The sequence below is a fragment of the Nonomuraea sp. NPDC050328 genome (assembly GCF_044459405.1).
Lineage (GTDB): Bacteria > Actinomycetota > Actinomycetes > Streptosporangiales > Streptosporangiaceae > Nonomuraea.
This window is the reverse complement of the sequence record NZ_JBITIW010000001.1, coordinates 1216847-1229384: the sequence shown is the minus strand read 5'-3', so window position 1 is coordinate 1229384 and position 12538 is coordinate 1216847. Positions and strand designations below refer to the sequence as shown.

Below are 12538 nucleotides of genomic sequence, written 5' to 3'. Positions count from 1 at the left end.
CACCTCGAGCGAGGCCGCCTGGCCGGCGGCCCCATACCGCCGTACCAAGGAGAACCGCAGCCCCGCAGGATCAGCCGGCTTCGAGAACAAAGAACAAAAAGCTCAAAAACCGCGCCCCGGTGATCTCCCGCAACTCCTCGGGAAATAGCTCCCGAGCCTCCGGCACAAACGGCGGCTCACTGATGACGCAGATCCGAAACCCGGCCGCCGCGAAGGCATCGGTCATCGCATGCAACGGCCGATCCCAGAAGCTCATCCGCGCCGTCTGCCCACCCATCGTCCATTCCTCGACCCGATTCCGAATCGCGAAGTACGTGGGCTTCTCCCCAGCCATGTGCTGCATGAGCGTGCTCATATAAGGATGATCGACCGAAACCAGCAACCTCCCCCCAGGCCGCAAAACCCGCCGCATCTCCGCCAGCGTCGGCCCCCAGTCCTCCAGATAGTGCAGCACCAGCGACGCGACGACATCGTCGAACGCCCCGTCCTCAAACGGCAGCGGCCCAGCCAGATCCACGACCCGCAGATCCGCGTCGTCACCGAGCCGCCGCCGGGCCATCTCCAACATCCCGGCGCTCGCGTCGACCCCGCTCACGATGGCCCCCCGATCGCGCAGGGCAGCGAACAACGGCCCTGACCCGCACCCCGCATCAAGAATGCGCCTCCCGGCCACATCCCCGGCGAGCTCCAGCATCGCGGGCCGCTCGTAGTAGGCGTTGATGAGACTGGTCTCGTTCTCCGCCGTGTACCCCTCGGCGATGCGGTCGTAGTCGTTGACTCGCGACGAAGCTGCGGTCTCTATGTGCTTCTCGGGCGTAGCAGACATGCAGGCCATTCTGGCTCATGAGCCACAGACGCCACAGGTGTACGGCCTGAGGCCGTCACGTGCCCTCCGCGGGCGGTGTCTCGGCTCCGCCCTCCCTCACTTGCCTGGTCACGCGCGAGCTGACCTTCCCCGACCTGAAAGCGCCCCCTCCACGGAAAGGCCCAAGGATGCCGCGAGATCCCAACCACCGCACGCCTGGATGAATCGGCCCTTTCCCCTGGTCAGACCCATACCTGCGCACCTGCCCTAGCCGAACCCCAACCCCCGATCCCGCCCTATCGATCCCCGGCCCTTGTCGCAACCTGCCTTCCGCGCCACCTCCCCAGAGCCCCGCCCCGCTCCCTCAGTTCCGGACCTCACCCGCACGAGGACCACCGGACCTGAAAGCGGCCCGGTAAGACTGCGGCGTGACCCCGACGACACGCTTGAACCGCTCGCGAAAGGCGGTGGCCGAGCCGAACCCGGACTGCGCCGCGACCCGTTCCACGCCGTGATCAGTGCTCTCCAGCAGGAACTGCGCCCGGCGCACCCGGGCCCGCAGCAACCACTGCAGCGGCGTGGTGCCGGTCTGCTCACGGAAGCGCCGGCTGAACGTACGCTCGCCCAGCCCACTACGCGCCGCCAGCTCCGCCAGCGTGATCTCCTGCGCGAGGTGCTCCTCGATCCACACCAGCACCGGCTCCAGCAGCGACCCCCGCGGCACCGGCGGCAGGGCGTGCGTGATGAACTGCGCCTGCCCGCCCTCCCGTTCCAGCGGCACCACCGACAGCCGGGCGGAGTCGGCGGCCACGGCCGAGCCGAAGTCGCGGCGGATGAGGTGCAGGCACAGGTCCAGCCCCGCCGCCGCCCCGGCCGAGGTGAGGATCTGGCCGTTGTCGACGTACAGCACGTCCGGCCGTACGTCGATCAACGGGTACGCCTCGGCCAGCCGCCGCGCCGCCGTCCAGTGGGTGGTGGCGCTCAGCCCGTCCAGCAGGCCGGCTGCGGCGAGGGTGAAGGCGCCCACGCAGATGGAGGCGATCCTGGTGCCGCCGGCCGCCGCCGCGCGCAGGGCCGCGAGCACCTCCGGGTCGGGCGGCGCGGCCGGCTGCGAGAGGCCGGGCACGATGACGGTGTCGGCCTCGCGCAACGCCTCCAGCCCGTACGGGGCGACGATCGTGAACGCCTCGCTGCGCACCTGCGGCGTCCGCGCGCACACCTGGACCCGGTACGGCCGGCGCCCGTCGGCGAGGGTGGCCCGTCCGAACACCTCGACCGGCGTGGCCAGGTCGGCCGGCACCACGTGCTCCTGGGCCAGGACGACGATCGTGTGCATAACGGACACCGTAGCGGCGCCTGAAGCAGAACGCCGGAGTTAACAAGACGACGACCTGGGACCCCTCGCCCGAGCCATGGCGGCCGGACGAAGCAAGGTGAGAGCCGACGCGCAGAAGAAGACCGGTGGCGGGAACCCGGAGGAAATTGTCGATTCAGCCCATGGGGCGCTGGAGGCAGCCGCCCTAATCTGGCGCCGCCCCCTTTCCTTTTCCTTACGCAGAACGGTACGCCGCATCTCATGTCCATCTTCATGCCGATCCTGATCGGCCTGATCGCCGTCACCCTCATCTCCCTGATCCCCGAGCCGCACCGGCGCACGGTCAACGCCGTGATCGTGGCCGGCGCGGGCGCCGCCTACCTCAGCGGAGGGGGCCTCGGTTACGCGGAGTTCGTGCTGCCGATCGTCATGACGTACGTCGCCTACCGAGGGCTGACCAGCTACGCCTGGATCGGCCTTGGCTGGCTGCTGCACACCGTGTGGGACGTCATCCACCACCTCAAGGGCGCCCCGATCCTCCCCTTCGCCGAGCACTCCTCGTTCGGCTGCGCCATCTGCGACCCGGTGATCGCGCTGTGGTGCTTCGCGGGCGGCCCCTCCGTCATCGGCTGGCTCCGCGCCCGCCTCTCCCTCAAACCCTCGACCTCACCCACCTCCGACACCGCCACCTCCGGTACGGAGCCCACGCCCGCCGGACCGACCCCTGCCAGGTAGCCCTCCTGACCCCGCCTACGCTTCACGATCTCGCGGTGCCAGCGCAGCCAGGGTTTCCCGTAGCCAGCCGATCTCGGTCCTGCTGGTCGCGGTGGCGATCGTGAACAGTCCCTTGCGGAACGGGTCGTCGAAGTCGGCGGCGCGCAAGGGCCGGTCGCCGTCCCAGAAGAAGCTGGCCGGTTCGGTGAGGAAGGTCAGTCTGCGCTGCAGCACTCGCGCCTGGAGCGCAGGTTCGTCGAGGTGGCGCAGGAACGCCAGCATCGTGAACCAGCGGTTCTCGTCGGTGATGAACGGTTCGTCCGGTTCGGCCAGCCGTCGCCGCAGCTCGGCGCGCCCGGCGTCGGTGAGGGTGAGGACGTGTCTGGGCGCGGCCTGAGCGCCGGGCTGCAGGTCGCGTTCGAGCAGGCCGTCGCGCTCCAGGCGTTTGATCGCCGGGTAGAGAGTGCCGTCGGCGATGGGCCGGACGTGGCCGGTCAGGGCGGCTACGCGCTTGCGTAGCTCATACCCGTGGAGCGGCTCGTCGTAGAGGAACCCGAGGATCGACAGCTCAATCATGCCGCTACGATACATCGACGACTTAATACCTCGAAGGCGATGTATATCGGAGGAGATGGTTATGAGGAGTGCGCAGGTGCTGCCGGACGGGAGCCGGATTCGCTGGGCCGAGGTAGACGGTCGCGAGCCCGTCCGGGTCTATGTGCACGGGCTGGGCGCGGCGGCGGCGCCGTACTTCCTGGAAGCCGCGAGCAGGCCGGAGCTGGCCGGACACCGGAGCCTGTTCGTCGATCTGCTGGGGTTCGGGACCAGTGACCGGCCGACGACGTTCGGCTACAGCATGGAGGAGCACGCGGACGCGCTGGCGACCGCCTTGCGGGCGGCGGACGTACGGGCCGCGCAGGTGGTCGCGCACAGCATGGGCGGGACGATCGCCGTGCACCTGGCCGAGCGGCACCCCGAACTGGTGGCCGACCTGGTGCTGGTGGACGCCAACCTGGACCCGATCAAGCCGACGCCGCAGCCGACCATCGCCAGCTACACCGAGGACGAGTTCGTACGGCACGGCTGGGACGAGACGTTGACCCGCGTCGGCCCGCACTGGGCGGCCACCATGAGGCTTGCCGGACGGGAGGCGCTGCACCGGAGCGCGATGCATCTCGTGCGGGCTGACGTGCGGGAACGGCTGCGGAAGCTGCCGATCCCGCGCGCCTACCTGTACCCGGCCGCGAGCGGCGACCTCGCCGGGGCGGATGAGCTGACGGCCTCCGGGGTACGGCTGATCGCGATCCCGGACACCGGCCACAACATCATGATCGACAACGTGCAGGCGTTCGCCCGCGAGGTGAGCGGCCTGCTCACGAGAGCGAAGATCACTGTCTAGCAGCCGCAGAACAACAGTGCGGCGGTGGCCGCGCCGGAGGAGCACACCGGCGCGACCGCCGCAGCGGTGGTGCGCGAGCTCGGCGCACCGACCACCGCGTACGGCAGGAGCCCGGCGCCGCGACTGAGCGGCCGGACGGCGTGGCACCAGCCGGCTACTTGAGATCGAGGACCGCCTTGCCGTGGAGGCGACGGTCGAGCAGGAGCTCGACCGGCTCGGAGTGGCGAGTCCAGGGGCCGCGCCAGCTGATGCCCGGGTCGAGGCGGCCTGCGGCGATCTCTCCGGCCAGCCAGGTCAGGTCCGCGGAAAAGTCGGTGGCGGGGTCGCCGAAGAGGAAGAAGGTGCGGATCGACCGGTCGTGCCGTCCTTCGGTGCCCAGCAGGGCCTCCGGTGACAGCACCGCGTCGGCCTCGGAGGAGCGGCCAACGCTGAAGAGGCTGCCGCCGGCCGACAGTGAGGCGAAGGCGTCGACGAGGAACTGTCCGCCCACGTTGTCCAGGACGGCCGACACGGGCTGCCGCACGGCGGCCGGCTCAGGGTGGACTTCGCGGGCGCCCAGGGCACGCAGCTCGTCCGCCTGGGCGGGGCTCCGGCTGATGGCCACGACGTCAGCGCCGGCGCGGGCGGCCAACTGGACGGCGTAGCGGCCGACGCCGCCGGAAGCACCGGTGACCATCACACGGCGACCGAGCAGCGGCCCCATCCGGCGTAGCACGTGCAGGGCGCTCAGCCCGGCCACGGGAACGGTGCTCAACGCGCCGGGATCGGCGTCCCTTGGCGCGGTGCCCAGCAGGGCAGCAGGTACGGCACGCAACTCGGCCCAGCCGGCCTCGCCTCCGAGAGTGACAACCCTCTCTCCCTCAGCCGGACCCGAGCCGTCGGCGGCCGCCTGGACGACCACGCCGGCCGCGTCCCATCCGAGCACGGTGCCGTCCGGCAGCTCTGGACGGGTGGCCGCATGAACCTCGCCGAAGTTCAGCGAGACCGCCTCGACCCGCACGAGCGCCTCGTGGGCGGCGGGCTGCGGGGCAGGGACGTCCGTCAGCGACAAGTGTCCAGGTGAGGTGTGATCCACGACGAGTGCACGCACAGGAAGCTACCCTTCGATAAAGTGCCACAGTGTGGCGTTTGCTCCATTAGAGCATATGCGTGATTTGGTACAGTTGTGGTGATGACGATCGTTGAACAGCCCGCCACCCTGCGTGAACGCAAAAAGCTGCGTACTCGCCAGGCACTGATCGACACCGCCCTGACGCTCTTCGGCGAACGCGGATTCGACAACACCCCGCTGGATGCGCTGCTGGAGCAGGTGGAGGTGTCCCGGCGGACCTTCTTCCGCACCTTCCGCTCCAAGGAGGACGTCGCACTCACCGCCGTCAAGCAGCTCTGGGACACCTACCTGGAAGTCCTGGACGGCATCCAGAAGTCCGGGCCTCTGGCCGACGTCTTCCTCGCCGCCATGCTGACCGCTCTGGAGCGCATGGACGAGGACTGGTACCGGCGCTTCCCCCTCACCCTCCGGCTGATCGCCGACTCACCTGCACTCGACGGCTACACGCTGCGGTACTGCGCCGAAGTCCAAGCCAAGATCGCACGCCTCGTCGACGGACAGAACCGTCTCGAACTGCGGCTCCTCATCGAGTTCTTCGTGGCCGCCTGGCGCTGCGCTCTGGACGAATGGCTGCCTGACTGCACCCCGGGCGAACTGCCCACGCTCTTGCGCCGGACCTGCTCAACCATGAACGCCGCCCTCAGCCTGAAGGCATGAGCTCAGCCTGTACCCGGACGTGCTCACTCGCAGGAGCAGCGCCGTGGACTTCCCTGTACCCGCTGGCGAGCCACCTCTGATGACGTTTCGTAATCGTCCATTGTCAAAGGTCTCATGCGCATCTGCACGTAGGCGGCAGTCGGGCAGGATGGACAATACGAGACCTTCACACAGTGTGACGGAGAGATAGCGAGCTGGAACGGCTGCCTCCGAGCTCGCCAACACGCATCGCCCACGCTCGAACCGTGGTCCACCCAGATCGTCCGCAACCCGGCCGCCGCCGCTCCCTGGATGTCCGCGGTGAGGTCGTCGCCGACCATCCAGCCGCCGCCGCAGCGCTGGGCGGCGAGCTCGAAGAGGCGGGGGTCTGGTTTGCGGACGCCTTCCAGGCCGGATCGGCGTAGCCGTCGACCACGTCGACCGCGTCGATCAGGCCGGTCTGGCGGATCTTGCCGAGTTGGTTGTCCGCAGGCCCGTTGGTGACGATCGCCACCTTCCAGCCGACCGTACGCAGCCGGCGGTACTCGGCCCACAGGTCCGAGACGGAAGCCGACAGGCCGAACCGTTCCCGCACCTGGACGAAGAAGGCTTCCCGGTGCGGGGGGCCGTCACGGTCGAGGGCGATCAGGAGGGTCGTGGCGTCCGGCCCTAACCCGTGTGCGCTCGAGAACTCCTCGGCCCACAGCAAGAACGCCGCGTCGAGGTCCAGGAGTGTGTTGTCGAGGTCGAAGAGCGCGAGTCGCTGCACACGTCCATGATCACAAACACGCGTGGAACAGGCGGGCCCGGCGCTAGAGGTGCCGCGAGATCACCAAGCGCTGGATCTGGTTGGTCCCCTCGAAGATCTGCATGATCTCCGATTCGGGATTCGCTCACCTGGAGACTTTTCTTGATCAGCTCTCTGATCAGCACGTATGCCTTTCAGCGTCTTCCGCCTTCTTCGGCTGCTTCGCGACCTCCCACGGAACAGCGACGGAGCAGACCGTTCGCCTCTAGAGGTTCATGCTGAACGGGATTCATGGCAGAGCGGTAAAACGTTGATCGATGGCAAGCCGACCCGGAGCGCAGGGCCGTCAAGGCCCGAGCACCGGAAGCGGCGCGGCAGCACTAGAGACACCCGCTTTAGGAGAGCGCGGACGAAGTCGTCCGCCTACCTGGGCTGACCTGCTCAAATGCCAGCTTCGACTCATGCTCTTTGCCTGATCATCTCGCGGGTGCCCCATGGTGGTCAGGCAACCTGTCGCTCCTGTATGCGCTGTCCCGTAACCATCCGTGTCTTGAGCGGGGCCACGGCCCGTTCGTCGATGACGCTGACGCGGGCATGGGCCTGGTTGACCGACTGCTAATGACGAGACCACCGTGGACGGTGCAACCGGCGTCTTGATACCTATACCGGCGAACGCCTTTGACTCCAGGCCTTGGTCAGAGCCTCAACGAGGCTGGTGGTTCGGGCTGCGGTCGTGTCGTGGGTGGCTGCGGGCAGCTCAGGTGAGGAGGCCCACAGAAGCCAGCCTGCGGGATCGGCCAGGAGCTGGGCGTACAACCGTGCCGGTGATGTTTTGCCGGAGTAGCTCGGCTTCTCAGCGGCCAGCCGGTCGAGGGACGAGTGTGCCGTCCAGGATGACGTAGGCCAGCCTGCGGGTGCGGTCGATGTCGGCCTGACGGGTGTCGGCACGTATGGGCCAGAAGGGCAACGGCCTCGGGGGGCGTAGCACCAGGTGATGGGGTACCGATACCGAACCGCTGACCAGTTGGGGGAGCATCGCCGCTGCGCAGGTGAGCCAGGGCGAGTAGTGATTTATAGGCGGGTGCCAGGCGCGGCCACTGGCATCTCGCGCGGCACGACGACCGCGTAACAGGTCAGTCAGATGTGACAACGTGCGAGTAGACGGTGGAACGGCGGCAGGATACGACGGAACCTTGGGCTCCTGCCAGGGCATCTGATGTGGTCGACTGCGGTCTTACCGGGACCCTCCGCATCTCAACTACGTCCTTTGTGCCAGCCCTGATCCGCAGCATCATGTTAGAGATGCCTCACGGATCGTGGTTGGCTATGCCCTATGGACTTCTACATCCCGGGTGTCAGCGCCGAGAACCGCGACTCGTTCTATGACGGAATCAAGAGGTTCGCAGAAGAACAGCTAGGAAAACCCGTAATTGAGCACAAGGTTGGTGCTATTGCCTACACCCATAACGGGAACCCTGTGATCGCTCGCGTGGGCACGCCTGATCCAATGGCACCATTTGAGATTGTGCGGGCGATCCTAGAGCTTGAGGATCTCTATGCAGTATGCACGGAGACGCGGGGAGTCCTCAGCGGCTATCCGAATCTCGTAGGCAAGCACACGGTGCAAGAAGTGATCAACTTCGAAGACCTAGAGGACTACGCCTAAGCTTACTCAACCTACGGAAAGACAGTATTCCGAAATCCGGGCTCCAACAAGCCCGCTTGCTCCGGGGGCGCGCACCAGCGCGGGGTCCGCCGCGAGGTCTTGGTTGAGTGCGTAGAGCTGTGGGAGCAGGTCCTCGGCTGCATCGAATCCATATGTATCTAGAACAGCCTTATCCAGTTGTTCGTGCAAATCCCGCAGATGGTTCTTGCCAGGCAGCCGGAGTGTGTCATATTGCTTCGCTAGGCTCATTCCATTCTGTAGGTGTTGTGCCCTCAACTCAAGTAGCTCGGCGGAGAGGGTGGCCACCCGATGAACGTCTTCGCTTGTGGGTGATTGAGGCCATGGGAATGAATCGAAAACAGTAGTGGACGTATAGCGGGGGTCGATCTTCAGGCGCGAGCATCGTGCGTCGAGCCACGTCCGATGCAGGGATGAACTCAGAATTCCGAATGAATAGTCATCGTTCAATATGAAAAAGGTTGTTGAATCGCCTGGGTGTATTTGAGAATCCACAAAGGTCAAGACAGTTCGGCGATTAGCTGTAGCGTGTCTAGACGTAACGATGTAGCGATCGATCTTCTTCATCTCTTCGATCATCTCGGCGCGAGGGCGCCAAAGATGCCACCAGCGTGCCATAAAGTCCGTGTATGCAGTTACATTCTTGTAGCGTGGATTCGCTGCACGCCCTTCGGCATTGCGACGAGCTTCCTTTTCTGCGCTGGCCTGCCGCTTCGACAGGGCTGTGCCCTCCAGGTAGTTCAGCACGTTTGGATATAGCGCTCGAACCTGCAGTATATCCGTTTCGGGTATATCGATAACCCATCTCTTGATGGTCGTCTGATGCAGCATTTCCTGCCCGCCAAGAAATGGGTGGATAACTTCCTCGGCGCGCGGGTTCTTGCGAACCATTTCGTCCCTGGTTGCGCGATCGATAAGATATCCATCCGCGCCAGGCGTCTGCCCTTGAGAGCATACTTGTGGAGATCTATTGGCATCAAGTGTGGCTGCCTTGCGCACATCAATAGTTGGGGTGAGCGAGCTTGGGATGCTCTCTAGCGAGAGACTTAGCTGGCCGTTATTGATCCAGAGCTTTTTATCTGTAGGAGTTGACCCCTTCACCCAGTTCACAATAGACACATGCACGACAGCATCTCCCGACCAAGGTTGAGAGGAGACTGCCTCATAAATCTCTCCACCATTATCGACCACATAATCGAGACTGGCTTTTCGGCTATTGATATCGCGAATGGTGTTTGTAGCGACAAGCCCTGCACGGCCCCCTGTCGGAAGGTGATCGTGGGCGAGCTGAAACCAATAGCAGACATGATCGGACACACTTGCTATCTGGGGGTACTTCTCCGTCAGTCGCTGGGTGTACGCAGTTCCAAGCTCTTCAATCATTCTGCGTCGGCCCAGGAAAGGAGGGTTTCCGATGATGGCGTCCGCTCGCGGCCACGGGGCGAAGAGAGCGTCATTTGCCACGATCACGTTGTCGAGGTTGTCTAGCGGAAGAACTTCTTGCATCTCATCTAGCTCATCGGCAGCCAACTTCTTCGCCAGCATCATCGTGACTTTCGCGATCTCAACCGCGAATGCGTTCTTGTCGATGCCGAGGAAGTTATCTGTAGATACGTACGTGATTGAGCGTTGGGCAGCAAGCTCCATCGAACGTCGTCGGTCGGAGATGACTAGATTGATCTCATGCTCTAGGCGCCGCATTTCCCTGTACGCAACATAGAGGAAGTTGCCGGATCCGCATGCAGGGTCGAGCACCTTGAATTTGAGCATTTCACCCAGCAACTGCTCAAGTTCTGATATTGTTCCAGCGCTGGCGATTCGTTCACGCCAGGGGTGCACAATTGTGGGCCCGACGATTTTCACAATGTCGGCTTGACTTGTAAAATGAGCACCATAAGCATGACGTTCACCCGCGGCCATGGATCCTTCAAATAGCGTCCCAAAGATCTCAGGGCGGACGGCTGCCCAATTCGTCGAACAGGCCGAGTGTATTTTCTCTAGCTCCTCTTTGTTGAGTAAAAATGGCGTTATGTCTGCAAAGAGGCCACCGTTAAAGTAGCGAGTTCCCTTATATCTCCCGCCAGGAGTTGTTCCGGGTGTATTCATTTCCCGGAACAAGCCAAATAGGAGATCGTACGCTTCTCCGCCAGTGAGTGATTCTTCCAGGGCTCGCGTGAACATGCGCGATGGGAGAAGACCGATATCTTCGGCGAACATCGCCATAACGGACTGTAGCGTGAATCGCTGTGCATGTGGACGCGGGATTCCCCGTGCATGCAACATGGAGAAGACTTCCGCGACGGAAGCTGCCGCTTCTCTTGTTACTGCCACCAAATCGTTCGCGAAGATGGGTTCGACTTCGTGAGGGAGAAGGAAGGTGAGAGCCTCATACCTGGTGGGTAGATCCACGATGCGGACAACGTCCACAGGCTCGTCCATCTGATTATCGAAGTCGTAGACCCAGAATTCATCGAAGTTGCAAAGCACCACATAGCGGGGTCGGTCCGGGACGGCTTGTACCCAATAGTCGAAGGCTTGACGATAATGCCGAGAGAGATCGGTTCCTGATCGCTTCATCTCGATAAGGCAGCGCGGTTTCCAGATCAGATCGGCGAATGCTGTGCCTTTCTTCTGGGATCCCCTCTTTAGCCTCATCTCCAGGATTCCGCCGGCCTCTCTAACTCCTGCGTGACCGAATGCCTGGAAGAGTCGGTCGAGGAAGACCTGAGCCTCACCCTTCTCGTCGCCAGACAATCTCTCCTGTCGATACCTGACGAAGTCAGCGAGGTGCTCGCGAAGTTTTCCATCTAGCACGGCACGAGGGTACTCCAGATGGGCCCGTTCCGACAGGCACCGTGCCGGTAGTGGGCGAATACTGCCCAAATGCCCGCCAGGAGTTCCTAATCTCGAAACTAGGCCGTCCACGTGACAGGAGGCTTGCCAAGGTGGCGTTACCGTTCCAACGAGAACACTGTCAGCCGCGGGCCCGTCTCGATCGGGCTGCGCATCAGGGCATCGACGTGGGTGTTGACGGTGTCCCAGATCAGCACGATCTGGCCGCCGTGCTGCTGGTAAGCGGCGTCCAGCAGTCGTTCCAACTACTTGAAGTCAAAACGTAAGCGCTGGCATGGCATGCGTGGGCGGTGCGGGTCGCGACCGGCCGAAGAGCCGCAGCGCGGCCAGCGACCGCCCGACGCGCGCCGACCGCCGCAGGCGGGCGGCTTGAAGACGTAAAGAAAGTTCTCATCGGCCGAATTGCGGCCTATGTGTCAGGTCTCATGATCTGCGTGACAGATCGGTGCTCAGGACCTGTGTGACACTTCGCCGAGTGCTGGCGGAGTTGAGCGTGGTCGAGCAGCGGTACCAAGCCGTGCTGCAGGTGTCATCCGGGGCGAGCGTCACCGAGGTCGCCCGAAGGTTCGGAGTTCTCCCGCCAGACGGTGCACCGATGGCTGGGCCGCTACCGCGATCAGGGCCTGGATGGGCTGGCCGACCGCTCCTCTCGCCCGCACACTTCGCCGACCCGGTCCCCGGCCGCGGTGGAGGCACTGATCTGCGAGCTGCGGCGAAACCATCCTCGGTGGGGCGCCCGTCGGCTGTGTGGGAGCTGACCCGCCGGGCCTGCCCTGGGCCGATGCCATCCCGGGCAACGATGCACCGGGTGCTCATCCGCCACGGCCTGGTGCAGCCCGTCTCCAGGGGCCGGCGGAGCGAGGACTACACGCGCTGGCAACGCTCGGCGCCGATGCAGCTGTGGCAGATGGACATCGTCGGCGGGATCCTGCTGGCCGACGGCACCGAATGCAAGATCGTCACCGGTATCGACGGCCACTCCTGTTACTGTGTGGCCGCCACCGTGGTGGCCCGTCCCACCGGCCGGGCCGTGTGCCTGGCCCTGGCCGACGCATTGGGCCGTTATGGATCCCCGATGAGCTGCTGACCGACAACGGCAAGCAGTTCACCGCCCGCTTCGGCCGCGGCGGAGAGGTGCTGTTCGACCGGATCTGCCGCGAAAACGGCATCACCCACAGGCTGACCCGCCCGCCTGCCGGCGGACCTGCGCGCCGCCGGAGCACTCCCCGCCCTTGAGGCAGAACCGAAGACCCTTCCCGAACCGGCAGTGGCA

Annotated in this window: 14 protein-coding genes and 1 pseudogene; 8 read left to right on the top strand and 7 right to left on the bottom strand. The window is 64.5% G+C overall.

Annotated features, from left to right (window positions below):
- Window positions 1–70 precede the first annotated feature (70 nt).
- A complete protein-coding gene (locus tag ACIBG7_RS05805; protein WP_397335294.1) occupies window positions 71–835 on the bottom strand; it encodes a class I SAM-dependent methyltransferase in 765 nt (254 codons plus the stop codon).
- Window positions 836–1169: 334 nt separating this feature from the next.
- Window positions 1170–2141, bottom strand: coding sequence for a GlxA family transcriptional regulator (locus tag ACIBG7_RS05800; RefSeq protein WP_397335293.1), 972 nt, complete (start codon window positions 2139–2141; stop codon window positions 1170–1172).
- A 240-nt stretch (window positions 2142–2381) separates the two neighbouring features.
- Here ACIBG7_RS05800 and ACIBG7_RS05795 point away from each other — a divergent pair, with 240 nt between their 5' ends.
- Window positions 2382–2855 (top strand): DUF6010 family protein, encoded by a 474-nt coding sequence (locus ACIBG7_RS05795; RefSeq protein ID WP_397335292.1) that lies wholly within the window; start codon window positions 2382–2384, stop codon window positions 2853–2855.
- A 15-nt stretch (window positions 2856–2870) separates the two neighbouring features.
- On the opposite strand, the gene ACIBG7_RS05790 is transcribed toward ACIBG7_RS05795, so the two are convergent.
- Window positions 2871–3410 (bottom strand): PadR family transcriptional regulator, encoded by a 540-nt coding sequence (locus ACIBG7_RS05790; RefSeq protein ID WP_397335291.1) that lies wholly within the window; start codon window positions 3408–3410, stop codon window positions 2871–2873.
- 61 nt (window positions 3411–3471) lie between these two features.
- On the opposite strand from ACIBG7_RS05790, the gene ACIBG7_RS05785 reads away from it, so the two are divergent.
- A complete protein-coding gene (locus tag ACIBG7_RS05785; protein ID WP_397335290.1) occupies window positions 3472–4233 on the top strand; it encodes an alpha/beta fold hydrolase in 762 nt (253 codons plus the stop codon).
- Between the two features lie 24 nt (window positions 4234–4257).
- Window positions 4258–4395 (top strand): hypothetical protein, encoded by a 138-nt coding sequence (locus ACIBG7_RS05780; RefSeq protein ID WP_397335289.1) that lies wholly within the window; start codon window positions 4258–4260, stop codon window positions 4393–4395.
- Here ACIBG7_RS05780 and ACIBG7_RS05775 read toward each other — a convergent pair.
- Window positions 4388–5284: a zinc-binding dehydrogenase gene (locus ACIBG7_RS05775; protein WP_397335288.1), complete on the bottom strand. Its 897-nt coding sequence runs from the start codon at window positions 5282–5284 to the stop codon at window positions 4388–4390. The genes ACIBG7_RS05780 and ACIBG7_RS05775 overlap by 8 nt on opposite strands.
- A gap of 120 nt (window positions 5285–5404) precedes the next feature.
- On the opposite strand from ACIBG7_RS05775, the gene ACIBG7_RS05770 reads away from it, so the two are divergent.
- Window positions 5405–6001, top strand: a complete 597-nt coding sequence (locus ACIBG7_RS05770) for a TetR/AcrR family transcriptional regulator (RefSeq protein ID WP_397335287.1) — start codon at window positions 5405–5407, stop codon at window positions 5999–6001.
- A 23-nt stretch (window positions 6002–6024) separates the two neighbouring features.
- Here ACIBG7_RS05770 and ACIBG7_RS05765 read toward each other — a convergent pair whose 3' ends face one another.
- A complete protein-coding gene (locus ACIBG7_RS05765) occupies window positions 6025–6534 on the bottom strand; it encodes an HAD family hydrolase (RefSeq protein WP_397335286.1) in 510 nt (169 codons plus the stop codon).
- A gap of 1527 nt (window positions 6535–8061) precedes the next feature.
- Between ACIBG7_RS05765 and ACIBG7_RS05760 the strand changes: the two genes are divergently transcribed.
- On the top strand, window positions 8062–8394 hold the full coding sequence (locus ACIBG7_RS05760; RefSeq protein ID WP_397335284.1) for a hypothetical protein: 333 nt from the start codon (window positions 8062–8064) through the stop codon (window positions 8392–8394).
- Window positions 8395–8400: 6 nt separating this feature from the next.
- Here the strand turns inward: ACIBG7_RS05760 and ACIBG7_RS05755 are convergent, their stop codons facing one another.
- Both ACIBG7_RS05755 and ACIBG7_RS05750 read right to left on the bottom strand, forming a co-directional pair.
- Complete coding sequence (locus ACIBG7_RS05755; protein ID WP_397335283.1) at window positions 8401–11226, bottom strand: DNA methyltransferase; 2826 nt, start codon at window positions 11224–11226, stop codon at window positions 8401–8403.
- A gap of 137 nt (window positions 11227–11363) precedes the next feature.
- Window positions 11364–11510 (bottom strand): hypothetical protein, encoded by a 147-nt coding sequence (locus ACIBG7_RS05750; RefSeq protein ID WP_397335282.1) that lies wholly within the window; start codon window positions 11508–11510, stop codon window positions 11364–11366.
- Window positions 11511–11852: 342 nt separating this feature from the next.
- Between ACIBG7_RS05750 and ACIBG7_RS05745 the strand changes: the two genes are divergently transcribed.
- From ACIBG7_RS05745 to ACIBG7_RS05735, 3 genes and pseudogenes are all read left to right on the top strand, one after another.
- Window positions 11853–12023: a helix-turn-helix domain-containing protein gene (locus tag ACIBG7_RS05745; RefSeq protein ID WP_397335281.1), complete on the top strand. Its 171-nt coding sequence runs from the start codon at window positions 11853–11855 to the stop codon at window positions 12021–12023.
- 23 nt (window positions 12024–12046) lie between these two features.
- Complete coding sequence (locus ACIBG7_RS05740; protein WP_397335349.1) at window positions 12047–12352, top strand: hypothetical protein; 306 nt, start codon at window positions 12047–12049, stop codon at window positions 12350–12352.
- Window positions 12346–12456: pseudogene (locus ACIBG7_RS05735) on the top strand (IS481 family transposase); the annotation flags it as partial. The gene ACIBG7_RS05740 and the pseudogene ACIBG7_RS05735, both read left to right, overlap by 7 nt.
- Window positions 12457–12538: the final 82 nt, after the last annotated feature.

Bases quoted from the DNA above. Each gene is read 5' to 3' on its own strand.
- ACIBG7_RS05770 (WP_397335287.1), top strand. From the start codon at position 5,405: ATGACGATCGTTGAACAGCCCGCCACCCTGCGTGAACGCAAAAAGCTG.
- ACIBG7_RS05790 (WP_397335291.1), bottom strand. From the start codon at position 3,410: ATGATTGAGCTGTCGATCCTCGGGTTCCTCTACGACGAGCCGCTCCAC.
- ACIBG7_RS05785 (WP_397335290.1), top strand. From the start codon at position 3,472: ATGAGGAGTGCGCAGGTGCTGCCGGACGGGAGCCGGATTCGCTGGGCC.
- ACIBG7_RS05795 (WP_397335292.1), top strand. From the start codon at position 2,382: ATGTCCATCTTCATGCCGATCCTGATCGGCCTGATCGCCGTCACCCTC.
- ACIBG7_RS05800 (WP_397335293.1), bottom strand. From the start codon at position 2,141: ATGCACACGATCGTCGTCCTGGCCCAGGAGCACGTGGTGCCGGCCGAC.
- ACIBG7_RS05740 (WP_397335349.1), top strand. From the start codon at position 12,047: ATGCCATCCCGGGCAACGATGCACCGGGTGCTCATCCGCCACGGCCTG.
- ACIBG7_RS05805 (WP_397335294.1), bottom strand. From the start codon at position 835: ATGGCCTGCATGTCTGCTACGCCCGAGAAGCACATAGAGACCGCAGCT.
- ACIBG7_RS05760 (WP_397335284.1), top strand. From the start codon at position 8,062: ATGGACTTCTACATCCCGGGTGTCAGCGCCGAGAACCGCGACTCGTTC.